The organism is Curtobacterium sp. 9128 (genome assembly GCF_007673775.1).
Classification (GTDB): domain Bacteria; phylum Actinomycetota; class Actinomycetes; order Actinomycetales; family Microbacteriaceae; genus Curtobacterium.
Map to the genome: position 1 here is coordinate 282,088 of NZ_VEAF01000006.1, position 24,139 is coordinate 306,226.

At 70.1% G+C, this 24,139-nt stretch carries 19 protein-coding genes; 6 read left to right on the plus strand and 13 right to left on the minus strand.

Annotation, left to right across the window (positions count from 1 at the left end; all coding sequences use genetic code 11):
- Positions 1-50: 50 nt before the first annotated feature.
- The 3 genes from FS641_RS14900 to FS641_RS14910 are packed head-to-tail and all read right to left on the minus strand — an operon-like array spanning position 51 to position 6,324.
- Complete coding sequence (locus FS641_RS14900; protein ID WP_260855853.1) at positions 51-1,994, minus strand: prolyl oligopeptidase family serine peptidase; 1,944 nt, start codon at positions 1,992-1,994, stop codon at positions 51-53.
- Positions 1,991-3,775, minus strand: coding sequence for an N-acetylglutaminylglutamine amidotransferase (locus tag FS641_RS14905; protein WP_144765171.1), 1,785 nt, complete (start codon positions 3,773-3,775; stop codon positions 1,991-1,993). Before FS641_RS14905 ends, FS641_RS14900 begins: the two co-directional genes overlap by 4 nt.
- Entirely contained in the window at positions 3,775-6,324 is a 2,550-nt protein-coding gene (locus tag FS641_RS14910) for a carboxylate--amine ligase/circularly permuted type 2 ATP-grasp protein (RefSeq protein ID WP_144765173.1), read from the minus strand. Before FS641_RS14910 ends, FS641_RS14905 begins: the two co-directional genes overlap by 1 nt.
- An 83-nt stretch (positions 6,325-6,407) precedes the next feature.
- Between FS641_RS14910 and FS641_RS14915 the strand changes: the two genes are divergently transcribed.
- The 3 genes from FS641_RS14915 to FS641_RS14925 all read left to right on the plus strand — a co-directional run bounded on the left by FS641_RS14915 (position 6,408) and on the right by FS641_RS14925 (position 10,413).
- Entirely contained in the window at positions 6,408-7,397 is a 990-nt protein-coding gene (locus FS641_RS14915; RefSeq protein ID WP_144765175.1) for a GNAT family N-acetyltransferase, read from the plus strand.
- A gap of 80 nt (positions 7,398-7,477) precedes the next feature.
- The gene (locus tag FS641_RS14920; protein ID WP_144765177.1) at positions 7,478-8,827 is read left to right on the plus strand and encodes an alpha/beta hydrolase; all 1,350 of its coding nucleotides are present in this window, start codon (positions 7,478-7,480) and stop codon (positions 8,825-8,827) included.
- Positions 8,824-10,413 (plus strand): GMC family oxidoreductase, encoded by a 1,590-nt coding sequence (locus tag FS641_RS14925; protein WP_144765179.1) that lies wholly within the window; start codon positions 8,824-8,826, stop codon positions 10,411-10,413. The genes FS641_RS14920 and FS641_RS14925 overlap by 4 nt, the downstream gene beginning before the upstream one ends.
- 78 nt (positions 10,414-10,491) lie before the next feature.
- Here FS641_RS14925 and FS641_RS14930 read toward each other — a convergent pair whose 3' ends face one another.
- Positions 10,492-11,352: an NUDIX domain-containing protein gene (locus FS641_RS14930; protein WP_144765181.1), complete on the minus strand. Its 861-nt coding sequence runs from the start codon at positions 11,350-11,352 to the stop codon at positions 10,492-10,494.
- 119 nt (positions 11,353-11,471) lie between these two features.
- Here FS641_RS14930 and FS641_RS14935 point away from each other — a divergent pair, with 119 nt between their 5' ends.
- Positions 11,472-12,125 (plus strand): DUF1345 domain-containing protein, encoded by a 654-nt coding sequence (locus tag FS641_RS14935; protein WP_260855854.1) that lies wholly within the window; start codon positions 11,472-11,474, stop codon positions 12,123-12,125.
- A gap of 19 nt (positions 12,126-12,144) precedes the next feature.
- Here FS641_RS14935 and FS641_RS14940 read toward each other — a convergent pair whose 3' ends face one another.
- From FS641_RS14940 to FS641_RS14975, 8 genes are all read right to left on the minus strand, one after another.
- Positions 12,145-12,576 (minus strand): hypothetical protein, encoded by a 432-nt coding sequence (locus FS641_RS14940; RefSeq protein WP_144765183.1) that lies wholly within the window; start codon positions 12,574-12,576, stop codon positions 12,145-12,147.
- A gap of 411 nt (positions 12,577-12,987) precedes the next feature.
- Positions 12,988-13,245, minus strand: coding sequence for a hypothetical protein (locus tag FS641_RS14945; RefSeq protein WP_144765185.1), 258 nt, complete (start codon positions 13,243-13,245; stop codon positions 12,988-12,990).
- Positions 13,242-13,493 carry a hypothetical protein gene (locus tag FS641_RS14950; protein WP_144765187.1) on the minus strand — a complete coding sequence of 84 codons (252 nt, stop codon included), beginning with the start codon at positions 13,491-13,493 and terminating at the stop codon, positions 13,242-13,244. Before FS641_RS14950 ends, FS641_RS14945 begins: the two co-directional genes overlap by 4 nt.
- Before the next feature lie 169 nt (positions 13,494-13,662).
- On the minus strand, positions 13,663-14,145 hold the full coding sequence (locus FS641_RS14955) for a hypothetical protein (protein WP_144765189.1): 483 nt from the start codon (positions 14,143-14,145) through the stop codon (positions 13,663-13,665).
- A 1,577-nt stretch (positions 14,146-15,722) separates the two neighbouring features.
- Positions 15,723-16,244: a hypothetical protein gene (locus FS641_RS14960; protein ID WP_144765191.1), complete on the minus strand. Its 522-nt coding sequence runs from the start codon at positions 16,242-16,244 to the stop codon at positions 15,723-15,725.
- Positions 16,245-17,753: 1,509 nt separating this feature from the next.
- Positions 17,754-19,328, minus strand: coding sequence for an RHS repeat-associated core domain-containing protein (locus FS641_RS14965; RefSeq protein ID WP_144765193.1), 1,575 nt, complete (start codon positions 19,326-19,328; stop codon positions 17,754-17,756).
- A gap of 219 nt (positions 19,329-19,547) precedes the next feature.
- Positions 19,548-20,366, minus strand: coding sequence for an SDR family oxidoreductase (locus tag FS641_RS14970; protein WP_144765195.1), 819 nt, complete (start codon positions 20,364-20,366; stop codon positions 19,548-19,550).
- Between the two features lie 163 nt (positions 20,367-20,529).
- Positions 20,530-20,970 (minus strand): VOC family protein, encoded by a 441-nt coding sequence (locus FS641_RS14975; protein WP_144765197.1) that lies wholly within the window; start codon positions 20,968-20,970, stop codon positions 20,530-20,532.
- Between the two features lie 63 nt (positions 20,971-21,033).
- Here FS641_RS14975 and FS641_RS14980 point away from each other — a divergent pair, with 63 nt between their 5' ends.
- Positions 21,034-21,885: an aminoglycoside phosphotransferase family protein gene (locus FS641_RS14980; protein ID WP_144765199.1), complete on the plus strand. Its 852-nt coding sequence runs from the start codon at positions 21,034-21,036 to the stop codon at positions 21,883-21,885.
- A 164-nt stretch (positions 21,886-22,049) separates the two neighbouring features.
- On the opposite strand, the gene FS641_RS14985 is transcribed toward FS641_RS14980, so the two are convergent.
- On the minus strand, positions 22,050-22,985 hold the full coding sequence (locus tag FS641_RS14985) for an SDR family oxidoreductase (RefSeq protein WP_144765201.1): 936 nt from the start codon (positions 22,983-22,985) through the stop codon (positions 22,050-22,052).
- 126 nt (positions 22,986-23,111) lie between these two features.
- Between FS641_RS14985 and FS641_RS14990 the strand changes: the two genes are divergently transcribed.
- Positions 23,112-23,954: a helix-turn-helix transcriptional regulator gene (locus FS641_RS14990; protein ID WP_144765203.1), complete on the plus strand. Its 843-nt coding sequence runs from the start codon at positions 23,112-23,114 to the stop codon at positions 23,952-23,954.
- The last annotated feature ends 185 nt before the right edge of the window (positions 23,955-24,139 follow it).

Genomic DNA, 24,139 nt, shown 5'->3' on the forward strand with positions numbered 1-24,139 from the left:
ACGGTCGTCCGTGCGCCGTCCCACGGGGGCGGACACCGGCGAGGGCGGTGTCAGCCCTGGACACCGAGGCGCGAGGCCAGGAACGTCACCATCGTCCCGACGAGCAGCTCGCGCGAGTCCGCTCGCCGGTACTCGTGGCCCTCACCCGCGAGCTCCAGGTACGTCACGTCGTGCGAGCGGGCCCGCAGCGCGTCGACGACCTGGTGCGCCTCGCCGATCGGCACGTTCGTGTCGAGCTCGCCGTGCACGACGAGCAACGGGGCCGTGACGTCGTCGATCGCCCGCATCGGGGACAGGGCGTCGAGCAGCGCGGCGTCCTCGACGGGGTGCCCGTACTTCGTCGCGGCGGCGGCGGCGATCCACGGCTCGGTGTCCCGGTAGAACGTCGCGAAGTCGCTCATGCCGCACACGGCGACCCCGGCCGCGAAGACGTCGGGCGTGAAGGCGAGGGACGCGAGGGTCGCGTACCCGCCGTAGGACCGGCCCTCGACCGCCACGCTCCCACGGTCCGCGTGGCCGTTCGTCACGAGGAACCGTGCGCAGTCCACCACGTCGGCGAGCGCGTTCCACCGGAGGGCGAGGTCGTCGGCGTGCACGAACTCCCGCCCGGAGCCGCTCGAACCGCGGATGTTCGGTGCGAAGACGGTGATCCCCGCTGCAGCGAGCGCCTGGTGCTGCGGGGAGAACGTCGGCCGCTCCTGCGACTCCGGTCCGCCGTGCAGGTGCAGCATCGCGGCTCGGGACGGAGGCTCGGGTCCGGTGCTCGGGACACCACCGGCGGGCGAGCTGGTCGGCGAGGTCGCCCGGTACAGCCACCCGGTGAGCTCCAGCCCGTCCCGTGCGGTGAAGCGCTCGAGGGTCGGCTGCACCAGCGGTACGGCCGGCAGTTCCGGCACGGCGGTGACCCGGCTCCAGGTGAGCGCGTTGGTGTCGAGACGCCAGAGTTCCCGCGGACGGGTCGGCCCCTCGACGGCGAGGATGACGCTCCGCCCGTCGCGGCTCAGCACCGGGTCGGTCACGACGTGCCCGGGGAGGTCCGGCACCGGCGTGCGCGAGGCGACGTGCGTGTTGATGAGTTCGAGCTCGCTGCGGCCGTCGACGTTCCAGCCGAGCAGCAGCGTCCGGCCGGCGTCGTCGGCGTCGAGGAACTCGAGCTCGGCGTCGTCCCGGTCGGCGATCTGCCGCGCCTGCCCGCGCCACCCGTGGGGCCCGACGGGCTGGGCGACGAGTCCGCGACGGGGCAGGCCGGCCTCGGTGGCGACGTAGGCGACGAGCGGGCTCGTCTCGCTCGCCGGGGACGGCCGCAGGAAGGCGATCTCGGCGGAGCCGTCCGGTGCGTCGATGAGCAGCGGGTGGTCCTCGTCGGTGAGGCGGTCGACGACGACGACGAACTCGTGGCCGCGCGCTCCGTCGCGGAGGACCACGAGCCGCTCCTCCACCGACAGGTCGAGGATGTGGATGAGGTCCCCGACCGCCAGGTCGTCGCGGTCGCCGGACACCGGGTCGACGAGGTGGGCGCGTGCCGGCTGGTCGGGCTCGGTCGACGGGAGGGTGATGACGACGCGGTGCCCGCTGCGGCTCCACGGTCCGAGCTCGGCGTGCTGGTGGCGGGACCCGGCGATCTGGGCGGCGTCGCTGCCGTCGGGGCGGACGACCCAGACCTGCTGCTTCACGCCCCCGTCGGTCGCGATGGCGACGGCGAGCCACTCCCCGTCGGAGGACCACGTCACCCGGATGACCGGGTCGTCGGACAGGCGGATGCGGACCGGCTCCGGCGGGTCCCCGTCGACGACGACGTCCTGCACGAACACCTCGGGGGTGCCGTGTCGGTCACTGACGAAGGCGACCCGGCGGGCGTTCCGCGTCATGGTGGGTCCCCACGATCCCCAGGCCGCGGTGAGCTGCGAGCCCAGGTCGACCGCGGCCCTGGTGCGGGCCGCCTGCGTGACCGGTGCCGACGCGTCGACCGGCGCCGAACCTCCCGGGCGGTTCACCGCACCCCCTGGCGCTGCAGCCACATCTCGATCAGGCCGAGCTGCCAGAGCGCGTTGGCGCCGATCTCGGTCCGTGTGCCGTTCGGGTCCTGCAGCATCCGCTCGACCTCCCCTGCGTCGAAGAGCCCGCGTTCCCGCGCCTCCGGGGCGTGCAGCGCGTCGCGGACGCGCTCCAGGTACGGGCCGGCCAGCTGCCGGATCGCCGGCACGGGGAAGTACCCCTTCCGCCGGTCGATCACGGCGTCGGGGACGATCCCGCGGGCAGCGCGTTTCATGATGCCCTTCCCGCCGTCCGACAGCTTCTGCTCGGGCGGGACGGTCCCCGCGAACTCGACGAACTCGTGGTCGAGGAAGGGGACGCGGGCCTCGAGGCCCCACGCCATCGTCATGTTGTCGACGCGCTTCACCGGGTCGTCGACGAGCATGATCGTGGTGTCGCTCCGGAGCGCGGCGTCCACGCTCGTCTGCGCGCCCGGACGGGCGAACTCGGCGTCGACGAACGCCGACGGGGTGTCGTCGTCGCTCCGCCACCGCTCGCCGAGGAGTCCCTGCAGTGCCGGCCAGCGGCGGTCCATGAACACCGAGCGGTACGTCTCCGCCGCCTGGTCGCGCGGGACGTCGGCGAGCGGTGGGTACCAGCTGTAGCCGCCGAGGACCTCGTCCGCGCCCTGCCCGGACTGCACGACCTTGACGTGCTGTGACACCTCCTGCGACAGGAGCCAGAAGGCGACGCAGTCGTGGCTGACCATCGGTTCGCTCATCGCCGCGACCGCGCCGTCGATGCCGTCGAGCAGGCGGGAGGACGGGATGCGGATGCGGTGGTGGTCGGTGCCGAAGTGCCGGGCGACCTCGTCGGAGTACGCGAACTCGTCGCCGGACTCCCCGCCGGCGGACTCGAACCCGATGCTGAACGTCGCGAGGTCCCGCTGCCCGGCCTCGGCCAGCAGCGCGACCACGAGCGAGGAGTCGATGCCGCCGGAGAGCAGCACGCCGACCGGGACGTCGGCGACCATGCGGCGTTCGACCGCGGTGCGGAGCGAGGCCGTGAAGGCCTGCTGCCAGTCCTGGTCCGACCAGTCGGCGCGGTCCGGGTCGCGTTCGAAGCGCGGCTCCCAGTAGACGGTGTCCTGCCAGGTCCCGGACGGTTCGACCACCCGCACGGTCGCGGGTGGGAGCTTGCCGACGCCGGACAGGATCGTGCGGGGTGCGGGGACGATCGAGTGGAAGGTCATGTACGACGCGAACGCGACGGGGTCGACCGAGGTGTCGACACCGCCGCCGGCGAGGACGGCCGGGAGCGAGCTCGCGAACCGCAGGCCGCCGGGGACCTCGGCGACGTACAGCGGTTTGATGCCGAGTCGGTCCCGCGCGAGGACCAGGCGGCCGCTCGCGTGCTCCCAGATCGCGATCGCGAACATCCCGACGAGGTGCTCGACGAACGCGGTGCCCCACTCGGCGTACGCGGCGACGATCACCTCGGTGTCCGACGTCGAGTCGAAGCGGTGGCCCTTGCCGTGCAGCTCCTCGCGGAGCTGCCGGTAGTTGTAGACCATGCCGTTGTAGGCGATCGTCAACCCGAGCCGCGCGACGACCATCGGTTGCGCCCCCGCGGTCGAGAGGTCGACGATCGACAGCCGCCGGTGTCCGAGCGCGACCGGACCGCGGGCCCAGAGGCCGTCGCCGTCAGGACCGCGGTGCACCAGGCACCCGGTCATCCGGGCGACGGCCCCGACGTCGGGGGCGGTGCCGTCGAAGCGGATCTCCCCCGCGAGCCCGCACATCAGCGCGACCCGCCGGTACCGATGATCCAGGTGTCCTTGGCACCGCCGCCCCGCGAGGAGTTGACGACCATGCTGCCCTCCGGGGCCACCCGGGTCAGCGCGACGTCGGCCAGGTGGACGTCGTCGGGGCCGGTGCCGGTGACGTACACGAAGGCCCGGAGGTCGACGTGCCTCGGGTCGAGGCCGGCGGCCCCGATGGTCGGGTGCGAGGACAGCTGCACGACCTCCTGCCCGACCCAGGCGGCCGGGTCGGCGGCGATCGCACGACGGCGTTCCGCGACCTCGGCGGCGCTCGCGCTCGGGCCGATCAGCACGCCCCGTCCGCCCTCGCCGTCGACGGGCTTCGTCACGAGCTCCCCGACGCGGTCAAGCACGCTCAGCCGCTCCCCCTCGATCTGCGTGCGGTAGGTCGGGACGGACTCGAGCAGGGGCTTCTCCTCGAGGTAGTACCAGATCAGGTCGGGCACGGTGACGTACATCGCCTTGTCGTCGACCAGCGCGTTCCCGGGGGCGTTGGCGAGGTGGACGGTGCCGGCGGCAGCCGCGTCGAGGATCCGGGCACCGAGGTCCGGCTGCGTGTCGGTGCGCAGGGCGCTGACGTCGCGGTCGATGCGCAGGTAGAGCGCGTGCAGGACGTCGCCCGTCGCGGTCTCGACCACCTGGCCGTCGCGGACGTCGATGTCGGCCTCGGACACCAGTCGCATCCCGCAGCCCTCGGCGAGCCGACGGTGCTCGTACCAGGCTCCGGAGGCGGGGCCGTCGGACACCAGGGCCAGCACCGGGTCGGGCGCACCGGTCACGGCGGTCGCGTTCACCAGGAGGGTGTCCCGCAGGCGGTCCAGGACGGTGTGCGGGTCCCGCAGCAGCTCCGGTCGCGGCGCATCCGGGACGACGTCGTCCATCATCTCGCGGAGGGCGAGGCCGTACGCGACACCCGAGGGCGAGCGGACGTTGTCCTCGAGCACGCGCCAGCCGCCGAACTCGTTGCGGATCAGGTCGAACCCGATCACCGAGGCGCGCACGGCGTCGGCGGGGAGCCGGCAGGCGGCGGGGTCCCAGCCGTTCGCCCCGACGAAGTCCGACTCGTCCATGGCGCCGTCGGTGACGATCCGCCGCTCCCCGTAGGCGTCGCGGAGGAACAGCTCGATCGCGCGGGCCCGCTGGGCGAGTCCCGCTTCCAGCTGCGTCCACTCGTACGCGCTGACGGTCCGCGGGACCAGGTCGCAGCCGAAGACCTGCACGCCGCCGTCGACGACGAACCCGACCTCGTGTTCGCGGGTCCAGACGTCCCGTGCGGCGCAGTGCTCGACCGTGGTGTCGGCGTCCCAGCCGCGGAAGAACGCCGCCAGGTCACGGAAGGCCGGGCGGGGACGTGCTCCGGGCCCGACCGCCTCGTCACCGGCGCGGACCCGGTAGCCGGGGATCACGATCGCGGGGTGTTCGGCGCGGCCGGACGGGGTGCCCGCGGTGTCCGCCACCACCTGGGCGACCACGTCGTCGAGGTCACCCCGCTCGGCGTACGCGGTGCGCTGCCGGTCGGTGGAGGTGCCGCGCGCCAGGGTGTCCTCGAGCAGCGCCGCGACGGTGCCCCAGTCGCCGAGCTCCTCGAGCTCCGGGCGCAGGCGGGAGACCAGCTGGCGCGCCGCGACCTCGGCGGGGAGGCGCTCCGGGTGCTCGCCGAGGCCGAGCAGTTCGCCGCTCAGGCCACTGCGGGCCGCCTGCCACATCGCGGCACGGTGCAGCGGTTCGCTCCGGGGACGCCACTCGGCGCCGGACTCGACGGCCTTCTCGGCCCTGCGGACGACGGCGCGGAACAGACCCGCGATCAGCACCGCATCGTCCACCACGGGCGTCGCGTCGCAGACCCGGAGCTCGAGGGTCGGCGCGTGCGAGGACGGCCGCACGTCGAAGTACGCCATCTTCTTGTCCGCGATCACCCCGGATGCGATGAGGTCCTCGAGCACCCGGTCGTACTCGGCGGCGCTCTCCACCCGGCCGAAGCTGCCGGCGGACGGCCAGCGCTGCCAGATGATGCTCCGGAAGGACGCGTACCCGGTGTCCTGGCCGTTCCAGAACGGACTCGAGGCGCTCAGCGCGAGCAGCACGGGCAGCGTCGGGGCCACGCGCTGGGCGATCTCCACCGCGAGGTCGCGGTCGCTCACGCCGACGTGCACCTGCAGGCCGCAGATGAGCTGTTCGTCGACGAGCATGCGGTACTGCTCCTGCATGCGTCCGTACCGGCCGCCGGACGTCAGCTCGAAGTCGGCGTACTCGGACCGGGGTGCCGTCCCGGCTGCGGCGATGGTGACACCGGCCGAGGCGATCGCGCCGGTCAGCTCCTGGCGCAGGTCGACGATCACCCGGCGGAGGTCGTCGAGGGTCGTCACCACCGGGGTGTTCGTCTCGATCGTCGTGCGCTGGAGTTCGGCGCCGAAGCGGTCTGCGGGCAGTTTGGGCAGAAGGCGCGGGGCCTTCGCGGAAAGTCGGCCGGACTCGAGGTCGATGAGGTGCAGCTCTTCCTCGGCGCCGAGCGTCAGCTCTGCACTCATGGGCCGAACCTACGCGCGACAGGTGTCGATTGACCGGCGCCGCGCCTTGTCCGTCGTCCCGGGGACCTCCTAGGCTCACGATGATGAGGAACACTGATGTCCTGGAAGCCCTCGCCGCGTGGGTCCCGCCCGTCGTCCGGCAGTGGAACCCGCGGTGGGAGGCCGACGTCGCCGACTGGGTCGAGCCCGACCTGTCCCTGGTCGGTGACGCCGCCTGGGGAGCCACCGTCCGGGACGCGGTGCAGTTGCCCGTCGCCGATCCGCTCGCGTGGGCGAACCGGCGCGTCGAGCTGTCGGACGGCGGCTGGGCGGTCGCCGGCATCCGGTTCCGCGGGCGGGACGTGACGAAGCCGTTCGTGGACGTCATCGCGACCACCGCCACGCCCGACGCCGACGGGCTCGGACGGCTGGCTGCGCTGATGGAGCACTACGCGGCCTTCGCCCCGCTCTGCCTCCGGGTGCACCTGCCCGGGGACCGGCGGAGCCACGTCCGCCCGCCCGGGGACCGTCTGGGCGCCGCCGCCGGCGGCGGCGGTCCCGACGTCCGGCCCGACCAGCTCGTGGTCGCCGGCCGGGTGCAGGACATGCGCGTCCACCCGCGGTCCGCCCGCTCCGCCGACGTGGAGCTCGTCCCGACGACACCCGACGCCGCCGCGGAACACGCCGCCACGCTGTACGCCGGCATCCGACGAGCGCGCCCGGAACTCGACGAATGGGCCGCGCCGAGCGACGCCGACGGCCTGGAGTCCGCCGCCGACGAGGGACTGCTGTTCGCCGTGACGGTGGACGGCGTCCCGGCCGGCATCGTGGCCGCGGAGCGCGACGACGCGTACGGGATGACCGGGTTCGCCGTGCAGGAGATCGTCCTCGACGACGCGCACCGCGGGCAGGGACTCGGGACCGCGACCATGCAGCGCCTGGCCGATGCGCTGCCGGCAGCGCCGGACGACGTCCTCTGGGGTCACATCCACCCGGACAACGCGGCCTCACTGGCGAACGCGGAGTCGACCGGGCGTCAGGTCGTCTCGACGCTGACCTGGGTGACGCCGGAGGGGCACCCCGGCATGCCGTGACCGAGTGGTGCAGACCGACGAGCACGGTCGGGGGTACACCGGCCTGGGAACCGCGCGGACCCGGGCCGTACAAACGAAGCATGACGGCCACCGCGTTCTGCCTGCACGCCCTCGGGTCCAGCTCCGAGGAGTTCGCGACGCTCCGCGCCCGTCTCGCGGGGACGCTCGACCTCACCGGCATCGACCTGCCCGGCTTCGGGCGCTCCTCAGCAGCGACCGGCACCACCGTCGAGGAGATGGCCGTCCAGGTGGAGCGCGTGATCGGCCAGAGCGGCGCCACCGAATGGGTGCTCATCGGGCACTCGATGGGCGGCAAGGTCGCGTCCGTGGTCGCATCCCGGACGATCGACGGCTCGAACGGGCTGTTCGGCCTCCGAGCCGTCGTCCTGCTCGCCGCCTCGCCGCTGTCCCCCGAGCCGATGGCCGAGGACCGCCGGCAGTCGATGCTCGGCTGGGCGGCCGACGGCCCGATCGGCCCGCAGGACGCCGAGACCTTCATCGAGGCGAACGTCGCGTCCGTTCTCCCGCCGGAGTCGCACGAGATGGCGGTGCACGACGTCCAGCGCGCTGACCCCGGAGCCTGGCGTGCGTGGCTCCTCCGCGGCAGCCGCGAGGACTGGTCGACGACGTTCGGCCCGAACCCGGTCCCGGCACTCGTCCTCGCCGGCGCCGACGACGGCGACCTCGGTCCCGAGGCGCAGCAGACCCTGAATCTGCCGCACTGGCCGAACGGCACCTTCGACGTCGTGCCGGACGCCGCGCACATGCTCCCCTGGGAGCAGCCCGACGCCGTCGCGGACCGCATCCGCGCCTTCTGGGACCACCGCGTCGACCGTGGACCCGTCGTGCCGTCGTCGATGGCCCGCGTGATCGCGTCGCCGCGCGTCAGCGCTCGCACGCGGGGCATCCTCGCCGAGCGCGCGCTGCCCGACGACCCCGACGCGGCGCCGGAGGTCCTCACCCCGGTCCAGCTGACCACGCTCCGGGCCATCGGTCGCGTCGTGGTCCCGCAGCCCGACGACCGCCCGGTCGACATCGCGCTCCGGGTCGACGCGCAGCTCGCCGCCGGGCTCGGGGACGGCTGGCGCCCGGACGGGCTCCCCGCCGACGCCGACGCCTACCGCGCCGGACTCGACGCGCTCGAAGCCGACGCAGCGCGTGGCGACGACCACCTCCGTGCCGTGCTCGACGACGTCACCGCCGGTGACCACACGCCCACGGCGGGACCGTTCGACGCCGGCCAGCTCACCGCGTGGGCCGAGGACGCCTGCGTCGACCTGGTCAAGCAGTGGGCCGCTCACCCCGCCACGATGGCGGACATCGACTACGACGGCTTCGCGAACGGCGGTGACGGCATCCGGAAGCAGGGCTTCACGCTGCTCGGCGCCGGCGAACGCGAAGCATGGGAACCGACCGGAGGCACCCGATGAAGCTCGACGACCAGCGCCGCTACGACGAGGACGAGATCGTCGACGCCGTCGTCGTCGGCACCGGGGCCGGCGGTGCGCCCCTGCTCGCGAGCCTGGCCCGCAAGGGTCTCCGCGTCGTCGCCATCGAGGCCGGCAGCAACCGCGACCCGGAGCAGTTCACCCCGGACGAGGTCGAGTCACCCGGGGACATCAACTGGATGGACGAGCGCATCAGCGGCGGCAACGCCCCGACCGCGTTCGGGCCGAACAACAGCGGCACCGGCGTCGGCGGGTCGACGCTGCACTGGGGTGCCTTCACCCCCCGGCCGAACCAGCACGACATCCGCCTCCGCACCGACTCCGGGCAGGGCGAGGACTGGCCGATCGACCACGCCGAGCTCACCCGGTGGATCGAGCAGGCCGAGCACGACATCGGCGTCGCCGGTCCCGAGCACTACCCGTGGGACCCGTCGCGCCGGTACCGGATGCGCCCGGCAGCCCGCAACGCCTCCTCGGACATGATGATGCGCGGCGCCGCAGCCGTCGGCATCACCGCGACCGACGCTCCCGTCGGTCTGACGACCGAAGACCGGATGCAGGAGCACCACGGCCTCCGCCAGGCGTGCGTGGCGTGCGGGTCCTGCCACCAGGGCTGCCGGAACGGCGCGAAGGTGTCCATGGACACCACCTACCTGCCGGCAGCCGTGGCCTTCGGCGCCGAGATCCGGGCAGACGCCTTCGTGCACGGCATCGAGCTCGACGCCCGTGGACGCGTCGAGGCGGTCGTCTACCGCCAGGGCGGTCGCGACCACCGGCAGCGGACCCGGTCCCTCGTGCTCGCAGCCGGCGGCATCGAGACCCCGCGGCTCCTCCTGCACACCGGGCTGGCGAACAGCAGCGGCCAGGTCGGCCGGAACTTCACCGCGCACGGCGCCACCCAGGTGTGGGCGACGTTCGACGAGTCGATGCGGTCCTACCGCGGGTACCCGTCGTCGATCATCACCGAGGACTTCATCCGCCCGACCGACGCCGACTTCGCCGGCGGGTACCTGATCCAGAGTCTCGGGGTCCAGCCCCTCACGCTCGCCACCTCGATGGTGCGCGGTGGCGGCCTCCGCGGCGCCGAGCTCGTCCGCGCCCTCCGCGACTACCCGAAGATGGCCGGGGTCGGGATCAACGCCGAGTGCCTGCCGTACGACGACAACCGCCTCGTGCTCACCGACGAACTCGACGCGAACGGGATGCCGAAGGCGCGCGTCTCGTTCTCGCCCGGCGCCAACGAGGAGGCCATCACCCGGCACGCGGTCCGCACGATGACCGCGATCGTGGAGGCGGCCGGTGGCCGCGACGTGCGGGTCCTCGACCGCACCGCACACACCGTCGGGACCGCGCGCATGGGAACCGACCCGTCGAACTCGGTCGTCGACGCGGCCGGCCGGTCGTGGGACGTGCCGAACATGTGGGTCGTCGACAACTCGGTCTTCCCGAGCTCGCTCATCGCCAACCCCGCCCTGACGATCATGGCGCTGTCGCTCCGCACCGCGGACCGCATGCTCCGTGACGACGCACAGGCGGACCGGTCGGAGGCCCAGCTCACCGCCGCCTGACCGGTCACGACCGCGCGGTCCGGCCTGGAGGCACGGCTCGCCTCCGCCGGACCGGCGTGCCTGGTCCGGCGGCGCGGCTCACCGCCGCCCGAGCACGTGCAGCGCGGCGAGGGTGGCCCCGTCGGTGACCTGTCCTGCCGCGATCGCGGCGTCGATCTCGGCCGCATCGAGTTCGACCGTCGTCCACGCCTCGCCCGGCTCGAGCGCCGTGTCCGTCCACCGCTCGACGGTCCCGACGAACACCCGCGTGCGGACGTCGGAGATCCCCGGCGCCGCGACGAAGCTCCCGATCTCGACGAGCTCGCCGCACACGGCACCGGTCTCCTCGGCGAGTTCCCGCGCTGCTGCGTGCGCGGCGGACGCGTCGCCGGGGTCGACGGCACCGGACGGCAACTCGTGGCGGGGCTCGGGACCGGTCGTGTCGCGGATGCCGCGCACGAAGACGAGGCGACCCTCCACCGACGCCGCGACGATCACGCTGTCCGGGGACCGCACGCGGAACCAGCTCCGTTCCGCGTCGTCGACCGTCTCGGTGACGGTGAACCAGGGATTGGCGTGCACGACTGCCGGAGCCGAGCCGGGCCTCCAGTGGTCGCGCGACGGCACGCCGACGGTCCCCCGCTGCCGAGCCGCCATCCGGGCGAGCACGTCCACCTCGTGCTGGTCGGACGGCGGGTCGTTCGCGTCCATCCCGACCAGCCACGTCAGTCCCCGCAACCCGCGGTCGTCCCGCCCGACGAGCGCGAGCGCCCACACCGCGTCGGGGCGCGCTGCCGCCTCCCGCTGCGCCCAGTCGATCGCCTGCAGGGCGTCGGCGCCCGTCAGGTCGTGGGTCTCCGTGACGAACCCGTCGCCGTCGCGTTCCTGCAGGTACACGCGGAAGCGGGGGTGCTGGTCCTCCCAGGCGCTGTCGCGCTCGTCCACCTCGGAGGAGTCCATGCCCCGAGCCTACGACCGCCTGGCTCTGGCAGGGAGGCCACACGGACCGTCGTGGTGTGCCGCGGGTCGTTCTCGTACCTGCCCGTCGATCCGCAGGAACCCGCCTCTACACTCGGCGCGTGACCCCGTCCACGGCCCGACACCCGCACGAGCGGCGGCTGCCGGTCGCCCTCGCGATCCTGGTGAACCTCGCGCTCGCGCTGCTGCTCCCCCAGCAGGTGCTGTTGTTGCCGTCGTGGGTGGTCCCCCTGCTCGGGGTCCTGCTGCTCACACCGCTGATCGTGTTCAACCCGCGCCGGCTGTCCCGCGAGGCCACCTGGTCGCGGTGGCTGTCGTTCGCCCTGGCGATCATGCTCACCCTGGCGAACCAGGTCACCGTCGTCCGGACGATCGTCCTGCTCCTCGACGGCCACGCGAACGGCTCCGTCGTGCTGCTGACCGCCCTGCAGGTCTGGGTGAGCAGCATCATCGCGTTCGCGCTCGTGTACTGGGAGCTCGACCGGGGTGGTCCCGTCGCCCGCCGGCGCCCCGGACTGTGGAAGACCGCGGAGGCCGACTTCCAGTTTCCTCAGGAGGCGGACCCCCGGAGCGACGCGTGGCGCCCGGTGTACCTCGACTACCTCTACGTGGCGCTGACGAACATGGTGGCCTTCTCGCCGACGGACACCATGCCGCTGAGCGTCCGCGCGAAGATGATCATGGCCTACCAGTCCATCGGCGGGTTCATCCTGCTGGCGCTCGTGATCTCCCGCGCGGTCAACATCATCTCCTGACGCGAGGTGCGGGGCGACGTCATCCGCCTCGAGATCGGCGCGTCGGCTTTGCCACCTCGACGTCGATCCCGTACTCCTCGGCCACCAGGATGATCGCCTTCTGCACCTTGCGCGTCCGTTCCGTGCGGAGACGCCCGATCTCCGGAACTGCGTCCGTCGCGAACAGACTCGGGATGCTGCGAGCCAGGTCGACCGGCCGGTCGAGTCGATCCCACCGACGGAGGATCTCCACCAGGATGAGCACGGCCCACCGACGCTCGATCTCGATCAACGCGTTCGAACCGGTCGGGTGCGCGTTCTCGCGGAGCCAGCGATCGGCTTCCTTCCGCGTCACCCAGTCCCGCTCGACGCCGTAGTGCAGGAACTCGGTCGTGACGAACCCCTGCGCGGTCGCAGGGACCCCGACGAACGGGATCTCGTCGGGCCATCCCAGCTCGTGCGTCCCCGTCACCGGCGTTCCTCCCGGTTCAGCCCGCTCGTCGCGAGGCTCAACTCAGCGCATCGAAGATCGTCTCGACGACGCGGGCGCCCACTGACGCCAGGCGGTCTCGCCAGGTCCTCGGTTGCTCCGGTTCCCCAACCGGACGCCGGAACAGTTCCTTCGGCACGGAAGCACGACAGAGCTCGGCGTCGGCCGGGAGTTCCCCGTGTTCGACCTCGTACGTGCATTCGGAGCACACCATCGCGTCGTTGGTCGGAGCTCCCGGGTGCTCCTCCCAAGGGTGCCCGCAGGCGGAACACGAGGTCTGCCGCAAGCGACGACGAAGTGTCCGGGCACCCCGTGGGTAGGTCTCGCCGCTCGTCGTCTCGGTCATGTCGCGATCATCCCGTACGGGAGCCCCTGGCGGGAAGTCGCCCCGCATCACTGGTCGGACGGATCTCGGAGCCACCTGGGTCCGAAGACGATGTCATCGGACAACGCCCGGTCCAGGAGACGGTCGACCGGGAGCTCGTACAGGCGGAACCCCAGCCGGTCGCGCTGGTAGCTGCGCAACTCGCAGAGCCGGACGATCGCAGCCTCCGCCTTCTCCCGCGTCTGGAAGAACCCGATCGTCTTCGAGATGACGACCTCGTCGGGCGCGGTCGTCGATTGATGTACGAGGAGCCATGTCGTGGTCATTCGACGGTGAACTCCGTCACCCAGTTCAGTTCGTCGACGAGGTACGCGTCGACGTACGTCTGCATGTCGCGATCCTTTCGGACTTCCTGTTCGGCACGGAGGGCGCCCTCTTCCGTGGTGAAGACACCGATGAACGCAACACATTCGAAATCGGTCTGCCCGTCCGGGTCCGCGGGGCCCTCACAGGACAGAAGCCAGACGGTCGACTCCTGCTGGCGCCTCAGCGGTTCTTGGTGCTGCTCCATCACAGCGACGTCCTGACATGTTTCGCTCGATCACCGTACGACAGAACTGCCGAAGGAGGTCTTTCACACTTGCCTCTGCGCACGCGGTCCCTCGAAACCCCGAGGTTCAACGACTGCTGAACCCCCGCCCGCTCGCAGATTGGCCGCGCGAATCCCAGTGCGATCACCACCGCTACTCACGAGTCCCGATTCTGTCGATCTCTTGAGTGATTCGTACGACTGATCGCTGCACAACGCTCGAGCCGCCCAGCGTCCAGAGTATGCCGTCGTCATCCTCGTCATCACTGGCTCCTCGAGTGATGGCAATCACACTGAAGTAACCGCGCGAATATCCAAAGTCGAGTGCACCCTGGTATGCAACACGCTCAACTCTCAGCTCACCGTCCAGTGAATGTTCTTTGACTCGGACCCATCCTCGCTCGAAAAGCATGCGCCGATCGCGATCTACCCAGATGCTCAAGAAGGGGATCCGAACGAGGATCAGGGCGGCCATCAGTGCAAGCAACGCGAAGGCGATGCGGGGCCCAGAATCATGACCCGAGCGCCAGGAGATCAGGCTTGAAAGCGTGAGGATCACGACTCCCGCTGCAGCTGATACCAGTCGAAAGCCGCCATTGACGGGGATCTTGACGCAATCGGTCTTGATCGAGCCCACCTCCGTGAACTGTGCCCATGGTATCGATGATACTGACCATGAGCCCACTCCTTCTTCACTGATCCGATGGTGCTTCCGACACCCCGCCCGAGCCGACAGGCGCGTCGAGCGAGTCCTGTCGTCGATCGAAACATGCGGGCGCGCGGTCGATCGACGTGTCGTCCTGCGGCGACGGCAGGGTCCGCCCTCGCGGCGTGATGGGCCTGCACAAGGGCCTTGGAAGCGAATGATGTTCCGATTGCACCGATCGCGGTCCGATCAGCCTCCGTGTAACGGCCCTGGGGCGCGGCGGCGGCAGCGTTCACGACGGCGCATCCTGACGCATGCCGAGCACCGGGACAAACCTGCACGCAAATGAGAGTGCCCTGGCAATGAGCCGACTGTGTTCGCTCACGCCGCCTGTTCGGCGCCGCGGCGAGGAAGAAGCGCTGTTGCAGATCGGCGCGACACTGCCGATTCGTCAATGGTGGGCGGCGATCAAGATGACCAGCGCACCAAGGATCGGCACAAAGACCCACGACGTCATGCGCTCCTGCGATAGCGGCGTATGGTCCTCGCGTCCCCATCCTCCTCACGCGGCCGCCGCCCCAACACGAGCGCAAGTACCACGAGTACCAGCCAAAGGACCACCAGAGCTGGACCCAGACCATCCCCGAAGATGCCCACCAGTGCAAACGCCGCCAGCATCAGTGCGATGACGACTCTCACCAGATCACCATCGATCGCGAACCCCTTCGCCATCTTCGACGGTCAATTGGTGCCGCCGTTTCGATGCGGTAGTCGCAATGCTGTTCGGTGCGCTCCATGATCCGGTTCCTGACATGGCAAGTGAGGGCGGCTGCCGACTCAAGTCTCGCGAATCGGTCAGAACGTTGCGGAAGTGCCGAGCGAGAACTGCATCCCGATAGGACTGTTCATTGATTCCTCGTAAGCCCCACTCGGCAACGTACGATGCTACATGCGACGCTTCCACCCCGTCGGGACCCATTTCCCTCGGCAAAGCCGCTCTCGAATCGGGATCGGCAATCGCAACAAAGACATGCCCGGTCGGTTCGTCGACGGGAATCAATGCCACGTACCCTGGTGAGTACGGCCCCGAGGTGGTGATGTAGAGCTTGATCGATGCTGACGGCCCGAGGTCCGCCGAAGGATCAGCTTTCGCGAGGGACTTGGCCCAGTCTGTTCGCGTGCACCTGGCTCGCAGCTACCGACGCGTACCTGACCTCGTCAAGATCAGCAGCGAAACGGCCGCCGCTACGATGATTATCACCACGGTGTTCATCAGACCTCGCTTCCATCGGCGTCGTGTGTCGCGGGCCAAGTGATCCGAAGTGCCCTTCGCCGTGGAGTAGAGGCCTCAGTATCCGTCGATTCTCCGCACGGATCCTGCGAAGACATATCACCCTGGCCACGCGCAATTCGCCGATCTTCCAAGCCTCCACGTTCCTGTTCCTTCCCCAACGGGGTGTGGTCAACGCGGCACCGTTCCCGACGGTCGGCCCAGATCCGGCACTGAACCGCGGAATGAAGAGTCGCCACCCAGTCGTCGACGCCGACGTCGGGCTTGGTGGTGACAGTCATCTCATCCACCTGGACCCAGAAGCTCTCACCGCGGCGGGGATGCCCGTCGCGTATGTTCCGAAAGCCATCAGCGTGATGATCCAGGGAACTGCTGCGTACACGATGACGTCACTGAGTGACCAGTCCTGCCTCAAGTAGTTGGATTGCGGGAAACCGCCGGCGGCGAGTACCAGCGGCGGAACAGAACAGACCAGGAGCGCAGGAACCAACACGGCGAGGGGCGTGAGGATGCGCGCGGCAATCGGGCGCACCTCGAGAAGATGTCGAACAAGCGGAGCATGACGGGCCAGGACGCCACCGCTGGAAAGGGCAACAGCACCCGCTGCCCAGATCCACGTTGAATACGCGTACCGGATGAACCCTCCAGCAGTAGACCAGGCTTGCAGTTGCCGCTGCGTCTCCTCGAGTGGGATGAGTCCACCGATCCGCGAATAGAGCGGCGGCAACGGCGAACCCGCGATGGCGAGAACAGCGAAAACGACCGCTGCGAGCAAGAGTGCCGAGCTGAAACGCCTCATGAAGATTGCCCCTACCGGCGCCTCCTCGCTTCACAGCGAGTCGGCGCGTTCCTCGTGACTCGGTATGAGTATGCACCGACTCGGTATGAGTATGCACCGCCGACCACCTGCCCGGCGAACCATCCGGGTGCGGCTCTGACCGAAGTTGCTTGACCTGTTGAGCTGCGCAATTCGCGGCGCGCCAACTTCATGGCAGACCAGCTGCATTTCCATATCCTCGCCCTTCGTCCCCGAGGCATGTTTGAGGATATTCTTGTAATCCTTCCACATACGACCTCCACTCAGATCAAAGTTCACGGTCAGATTGGTGGAGGGATCGCCCGCAATCGCCTGGCCGACGGAGTACCCGCGCCAAAACCCCTTCTTTGTGTAGTACACCTGCGTTTGCACCCCCTTGCTGCCCCGCCTGACCCGTATGTACTTGATGTACTTGGACCCGCCCCCACCATACTTCTTCCACCCGCTCCCTCCGCTGAGGTCGCAATACTGACATAAGGTACATTTTCGGCGTTCAGCTCGGTCTTCATTGGACTGTGGCCTGAACAGCAGACCGGGAATAGCACGACGGCCGTGCCGGTGTCGTTATCGGGCCTATCGCGACCGGCTCGCTATCCGCCGTGGTGACTCGCTCGGCCATTCTCCGTCGAAGCAGCTAGCAGCGGCGAGACTTCTGGTGCTCTTGGACTCGACTATCTATCTCAGCCCTAACCCTTTTCGCGGTCGGTACCGAGCAGATGGTCGACGGGAATTCTCTCCACCGCCCATCGACTCGCAAGGTAAGCATCCGCGTGTATCGATAAAAAGGGTCGATTGAAAGTTGCGTGAAGGCGTTGAGTGTTCCGCTGTACCCTTCCGTGTTGAATCCACCAACACGATTATATCTGTACGTCCGCGTGAACAACCATGACCGAATCACAATCCCCTCTTCAGAGAGGAAAAGCCCCATCCTGCAAGCTCGAAGGATCCACATTGCGAGACCGAGGAGAATACACAGTTGAGTTAAGCTCCAACCAAAGTTCAGGATTGAGGCAAACAGGCTTCCCCCGAATATGAGAACGAAAACTAGAGCTATGAAGATCGGCCCGATTCGTGTTCCAGGCACGCGATGAATATGGGATTGTAGCTTTGTCATCGTAGCCTCCATCTCTTCACGCTTTTTTGCGAGGTAGCCCAATTCGATGCCCCTGAAACGATAGCCCAGCTGGCGGCATTCGAGTGATAGTTCACAGCCCTCACGTGCGCTCTGACCCGATAGCTCGGTATCGCCCGCTTCGCCTTCACCGCCGAGCGCATGCCAGCGCGAATGACTGATTTGCCTGCTCTCTCGAGCGACTTTGCAAGTCGCAAGCCTGGGACGATACCTATCGCCGCGACCGCCGCTTCGCCGTAGCGTCCTTGAACAGCGTAGGCGGCCGTTTGCAGAACGCCACATCCGACTGTGACAGCCGCAACAGGAATGAATCCGCACGCAAAGAATAGCACTTGTGCAGCCTTGCTATCAGTCAGCGATTATGCCGCTGACATGAGCCAGTTTTGCTTCTTTCTTCCGGATTCTCCAGTGATGTCGAAGGCGTTGACGGGGTCGTTGACGTAGGCGTAGGCGTTGTCGGTGCCGCCTTCGACCGGATCGACCTGCAGGAATCGTCCGAGGGCTGCGACGTACTGGCGGGCACCCATCTCGATCGTGGCGATCGAGCCCAGGTGTTCGGTCAGCTTCTGATGCTGCCCCAACCAGCCGTAGTCCGCGTTGCCCTGCTGGGTGTCCGGCCCGGCTTGGTTCGCCGCGGTCGTCCCGAAGAGTCCGGTGGTCTGGTCCATGATCTGTCCGAACGGGTCGTACACCGGCAGTGTCGAGCTCGCGAGCTGCCCGGCAGCGTCCGCGGTCGCGACGACGTCACCGTGGATGTTCGGGTACGACCACACCGCCGCAGCACTCCGGTACTCCACCGTGACCCCGCCGGCGAGCGGGAGGTCCCACTCGGTCAACTTCGAGCTGCCGTCGTAGACGAAGTCGGGGGTGTCCCCGTCACCGGTGAACCCGTACCGGGTCACCGTCTTCGTGCCGTCCGGCGCCTGCTCGGTGCGCTGCACGATCCGGTTCGACGCGTCCCGCACGTAGGACACCTTCGACCCGTCCATCAGAGCCGTCTGCACGTGCCGGTCCTGCCCGTCGTACACGAGCGTCTCGTCCGCCAACGTCGTCGTGTTCCCGTGCGCGTCGTAGGCCAGCTGCGCACCGGTCAGGGACTGGTTCACCGGCGTCGCCCCCGCCACCGGGTTCGTCACCGTGGTGCCCAGGAGCCGATCCGCTGCGTCGTAGCAGGACGCTACCTGCGTGGCCGCACCCACCGGAGCACCAGCAGCATCCAGCAGCTGATCCGACGACGAAGTCCGGTTCCCGTTGCGTCCCGCCGCAGCCACCGCACCCGACTGCGTGCACGACGCCTGGCCGAACCCGTACGCCAACTGGTGCCGCGGGATCGATGCAGCCACGAGCCTCCCGGCCGTGTCGTAGGAGTAGGCGGACGTGTTCACGGTCGCACCGAGCGCGGTGGTGTCCTTGAGGACGTCACCGGACTGCGACCGGACCACCTGGTCGGAGACCTGCGGCTGGTTGTTCGGGAACGACCACGCCAACCCCGTCAACGCACCGGCACCGTCCTTCGACACCGCCACCGACGACCCGTTGCCGCCGTTGCCCGCACCGCCCGGGTACGCCACCGACACCACGTCACCTTGCTGGTACGTCGGAACCGCGACCACCTTCCCGTCCGCGGTGAACTGCGTCACCTTCGAGTCCATGTCGTACGACTGCCCCGTCGAGTGCTGCACCCCATCCGCCGTCACCGCCAGCGAGGACGTGACCCGGCCCGCCTGGTCGTAGGACGTCGTCGTCGTGGTCCCCCACACGTCGACGTACTTGACGACCTGTCCCAACAGGTTCGACGTCGTCGTGATCTTCGAGCCGTTCGGTGACCCCGTTGCACTGTCGTCCGCGACGACCGTGGTGAGGCCGTCCGACGAGAACGCCGTGGTCGCCGTCGAGCCGGGCTGACCGTTGAACGCCGACGTGGTGCTCTTCACGGTTCGCCCACGGGCGTCGTAGAAGACACACGACCAGTCGTCATCGCCGGACTGCTTCGTGCCCGCGGTCCGGCCAAAGCCGTCGTAGAGGAACGACGTCTTGATCGCTGCACCGCTGGCCGGTGTGGCGCTCGTACCCGGTGCTGGAGTGCGCGGAATGCAGAGAAATGGCCACCCGGTCATTCGTGATGTCCGGGTGGCCAGCTCTGCTTCGGGCACTCAGGCGCCGTGCGCCTCTTCCGCCACGGGCTGCCACTCGCGCCAGGTCGCCAGGCGCGACTCGTAGTCCTTCTCCGCGATGCCGAGCGGCGCCTTGCCGAAGAAGACCCGCAGCGGGGGCTGCTCGGCGTCGACGACCTTGAGGATCGCGGACCGGGTCGCCTCGGGCTTGCCCGGGTCGGCGGCGGACGGGCGCTTCGACGCAGCCTCGCGGACGCCGGCGTAGGCCTCGATCGGCTCGCTCTTCTTGGCGGACGGTCCGGACCAGTCGGTCGAGAACCCGCCGGGCTCGACGAGGGTCACGTGGATCCCGAAGTCGGCGACCTCCTGGGCGAGGGACTGCGAGATGCCCTCGAGCGCCCACTTCGACGCGTGGTAGGCGCCGACCGTCGGGAACGCGCTGATCCCGCCGATGCTCGACACCTGGATGACGTGCCCGGATCCCTGCTTCCGCATGATCGGCAGGGCCGCCTGGGTGACCCAGAGCGCGCCGAACAGGTTGGTCTCGAGCTGCGAGCGGACCTCGTCCTCGGTGAGCTCCTCGACCATGCCGAAGTGGCCGTAGCCGGCGTTGTTCACGACGACGTCGAGGGAGCCGAAGTGCTCGGCGGCGCGCTGCACCGCGTCGAAGTCCGCGGCACGGTCGGTAACGTCGAGCTGCAGCGCGAGGAAGGTGTCGGGGTACTGCTCGACGAGCGGCTGGACGTCGTCGGTGTTGCGGGCGGTGCCGGCGACGGAGTCGCCGCGCTCCAGCGCTGCCTCGGCCCACTCGCGGCCGAAGCCCTTCGAGGCGCCGGTGATGAACCAGGTCGTGCTCATGTGTCCTCCTGAGGTGTCACCCCCACGGAACGCTCCGCACCCTCGGGACGACCTGGGCGCCCGGGTGACGGCTGCGCCGATCGGACACACCGCGTGGGTGGTGACCCCGCGCACCCGGCGCGGGACGACCGAGCCGAACCGAGCCTCCAGTCGGGGCTTGCGGTCAGGGCCGCGGGGCGGCGAACTCCAGGTTGACGTCGTCGGGGTCCTGCACCGACAGGATCACCAGGCCGAACGGCGGCAGGTCGGTGACCGCACCGTGCTCGATGCCGGCGGCGTCCAGCCGCGCGACGGCGGCGTGGAGGTCGTCGACCGATCCGACCCGGAACGACACGTGGTCGAGACCGACGCGGTCCGGGTCGAACCGGTCTCCCGCCCGCGCCACGGGTCGCAGCCCGAGCGTCTGGCCGCCGAACGTGAACGAGCACCCGCCGTAGGTGCGCCAGGGGTCGTCGTGGACGGTCGGGTCGTCGATCTGGTCGCTGAAGTCGCTGCCGGGCGGCATGCCGAACAGCTGCTCGTAGAAGGCCTTGCTCCGGTGGATGTCGGTGACGGTGAGTCGGACGTGCGCGAAGCCGAGCGGCGTGACGATGGGGTCGTTCATCACGCCATGCTCGTCCCGCCGTCCTGGGTGCAGGCCGCCGTCGGTCGCCGGTACCCTCGGCGGATGGGGTGGCGTGACACGGGGCTCGGGGTCGAGCAGGCGGCGTTCGTCCGGGCCACGCTCCGGGGCGCCGAGGTCGTGTCGAACGAGTCGTGGGGACTCCTCGACACGGTGGTGCTGCACGTGCGGTGGTCGGGCGGCGACGTGGCGGTCAAGGCCGCGGGGCCGGAGAACTCCCACTTCCCACGGGAACTCCGGGCGCACCGGGGCTGGACGGCACCGTTCGTCGCCTCCGGTGACACCGGAGCGCTCATCGCCGCGGACGAGGAGCACCGGGTGCTCGTCCTCGGCCGCGTCCCCGGGGAGCTCGCGCTCGGGACGCCGGCGGAGCACGACCCCGACGTCCATCGTCAGGCCGGAGCGCTGCTGCGTCGGTTCCACGACCAGGCGAGTGCGATCGACGACGGCTTCCTCGGTGCGGAGATGACGCGGGCCCTGACGTCGCTCGACGCTCCGCATCGGATCGCGGCCTCAGACGTGGACCGCGCCCGCGCGCTGCTGGAGACGTTCCGACCCACGCCGGTCGCCCTCGTCCCGACGCACGGCGACTGGCATCCGCGCAACTGGATCGTCGAGGACGGTCGACTGCGGATGATCGACTTCGGACGGTTCGCGATGCGTCCTCGCGAGTTCGACCTGACACGGCTGGCCGTCCTGCACTGGGAGGACGAGCCTGAGCTGGAACGGGCCTTCTTCGACGGGTACGGCGCAGACCCCCGCGACGACGGTACCTGGCGCTGGCTCCAGCTCCGCGAGGCGATCGGCACGGCGGTGTGGGCGTACGCCGTGGGGGACGACCGGTTCGAGGCGCAGGGGCACGGCATGCTCACGCGGGCGCTGGCCGCGTTCGACTGACGGGCGCCGCCGTTGCACGAGCCGGGCGGGGCGTGGTTCCGGTCGCTCGCGAACCGTGGACCGGACACAGCACCGCGCGATCACGAGGTGCTGTGTCCGACGCACGGTGCTGTGCGCCCGCGCCCCGTGCGCCCGCGCCCCGTGCGCCCGCGGCGCGGCGCCGCTCAGGCGAACCGGACGCCGGTGAGCTCCTCGGACACCGACCACAGCCGTTCCGCGTCGGCCGTGCTGCGCATCGGCGCCCACAGCTCCTGGCGCGCAGCCGGTCCGCCGACACCGCCGGCGCCGCGAGGCCCGGTGAAGGCCCCGTCGAGCGCCGGGTCCGTCGCCGCCAGGAGCGCCGGGTGCCCGGCCGTGTCGACCGTGCCGACGAGCAGGCCGTGCGACGACAGCCACCGGATCATCCGGACCGCCGTCGTGTCCTGCGCCCGGCCGACCTCGGGGCGGGCGGCGAGCAGGCTCGTCGGTGCGACACCGGGGTGGCTCACCGCGCTCGAGATGCCCCAGCCGGCCGCGCGGCTCCGCCGGCTCAGCTCGAGGGCGAACAGCGCATCGGCGAGCTTGGAGGCGCCGTACGCACGACCACCGTTGTAGGAGCGCTCGGACTGCAGGTCGTCCCACGGGATGGAGGCACGGCGCGCGGCCACGCTCGTCTGCAGCACCACGCGTGCCCGGCCGGAGCGGAGGACCGGGAGGAGCGCGCCGACGAGGGCGAAGTGCCCGAGGTGGTTCGTCCCGAACTGCAGCTCGAAGCCGTCCGTCGTCGTCTGGCGCTCCGGCGGCGTCATCACACCGGCGTTGCCGATGAGCATGTGCAGCGGCGCGCCCTCCGCCCGGAGACGTTCACCGAGCGCGGCCACCGACGCCAGCGATGACAGGTCGAGGTCCTCCAGGGTGACGACGGCGTCCGGGTGTGCCGCGCGGATGCGGGCGACGGCCGCGTCGCCCTTCCGCCGGTTGCGCACCGGCAGGACGACATCGGCACCCGCACCGGCGAGTCGGGTGGCGATCCCGAGGCCGATCCCGTCGCTCGCGCCGGTGACGAGTGCCCGGCGTCCGGTCAGGTCGGGGATGGTGAACGCGTCGGTGTTCCGTGGCATCGCGGTGCCCTCTCGTGTCGTCGAGCACCCCGGTGGCGCTCGACACCAGCCTGGGCGGGAGCGCGATCGACATCCACGGCCTGACGATCCGTGGCTCCGGGGCGCCGAGCGGGCGAGGATGGGTGCGTGATCGATCGACCCTCGCTGGCGGACTTCCTCCGTGGCCGCCGAGCCGCCCTGCAGCCGGAGGACGTCGGCCTGCCCCGCGGGCAGCGCCGCCGGACGAGCGGGCTCCGACGCGAGGAGGCCGCCCTCCTGGCGAACATGTCCACCGACTACTACGCGCGGCTCGAACGCGAGCGGGGGCCGCAGCCGTCGGAGCAGATGCTCGCCGCGATCGCGCAGGGACTGCGGCTGACGATCGACGAACGCGACCACCTGTTCCGCCTCGCCGGACACCAGCCACCCGTGCGGACGGCGGGCAGCGACCACGTCTCACCGGGGATGATGCGCATCCTCGACAGCCTGGTCGACACCCCGGCCGAGGTGAGCAACGAGCTCGGCGAGACGCTGCGCCAGACCCCGCTGTCGATCGCGATGACGGGGGACCACACGCGGTTCTCCGGCGACGAGCGGAGCTCGGGCTTCCGGTGGTTCACGATGCCCGGCGCGCGGGACCTGTACCCGGAGGAGGACCACGCGTTCCTGTCGCGGATGTACGCCGCCGGGCTCCGGGCGACCGTGGCGCAGCGCGGACCGACGTCACGCGCGGCGCACCTCGCCGAGGTGCTGCTCCGCGCGAGCGAGGAGTTCCGCACGGTGTGGGAGCTGCACGAGGTGGGGATCCGGCCGCGAGAGGTCAAGCGCTACCGGCACCACGAGGTCGGCGAGCTGACACTGCACTGCCAGGTGCTCCACGACCCCGAGCAGTCGCACACCCTGCTCGTGCACACCGCGGAGCCGGGAAGCGTCAGCGCGGACCGACTGCGGCTGCTCGCCGTCATCGGGACGACCACCGCCGTCCGCTGACGGACTGGAGGCCCGGCTCGCGCCCGCCACGCCGGCTGCGGCCGCGTGGAACTGCGGAACGGACACAGCACCCCGCGTGTGCGAGGTGCTGTGTCCGTTGGGTGGTGCAGTGCGCTCGTGGCGCGGGGGGTGTTACTTGATCTTGGCGGTGATGGTGGCGGTGCCGACGAGGAGGCCGCCCTTGA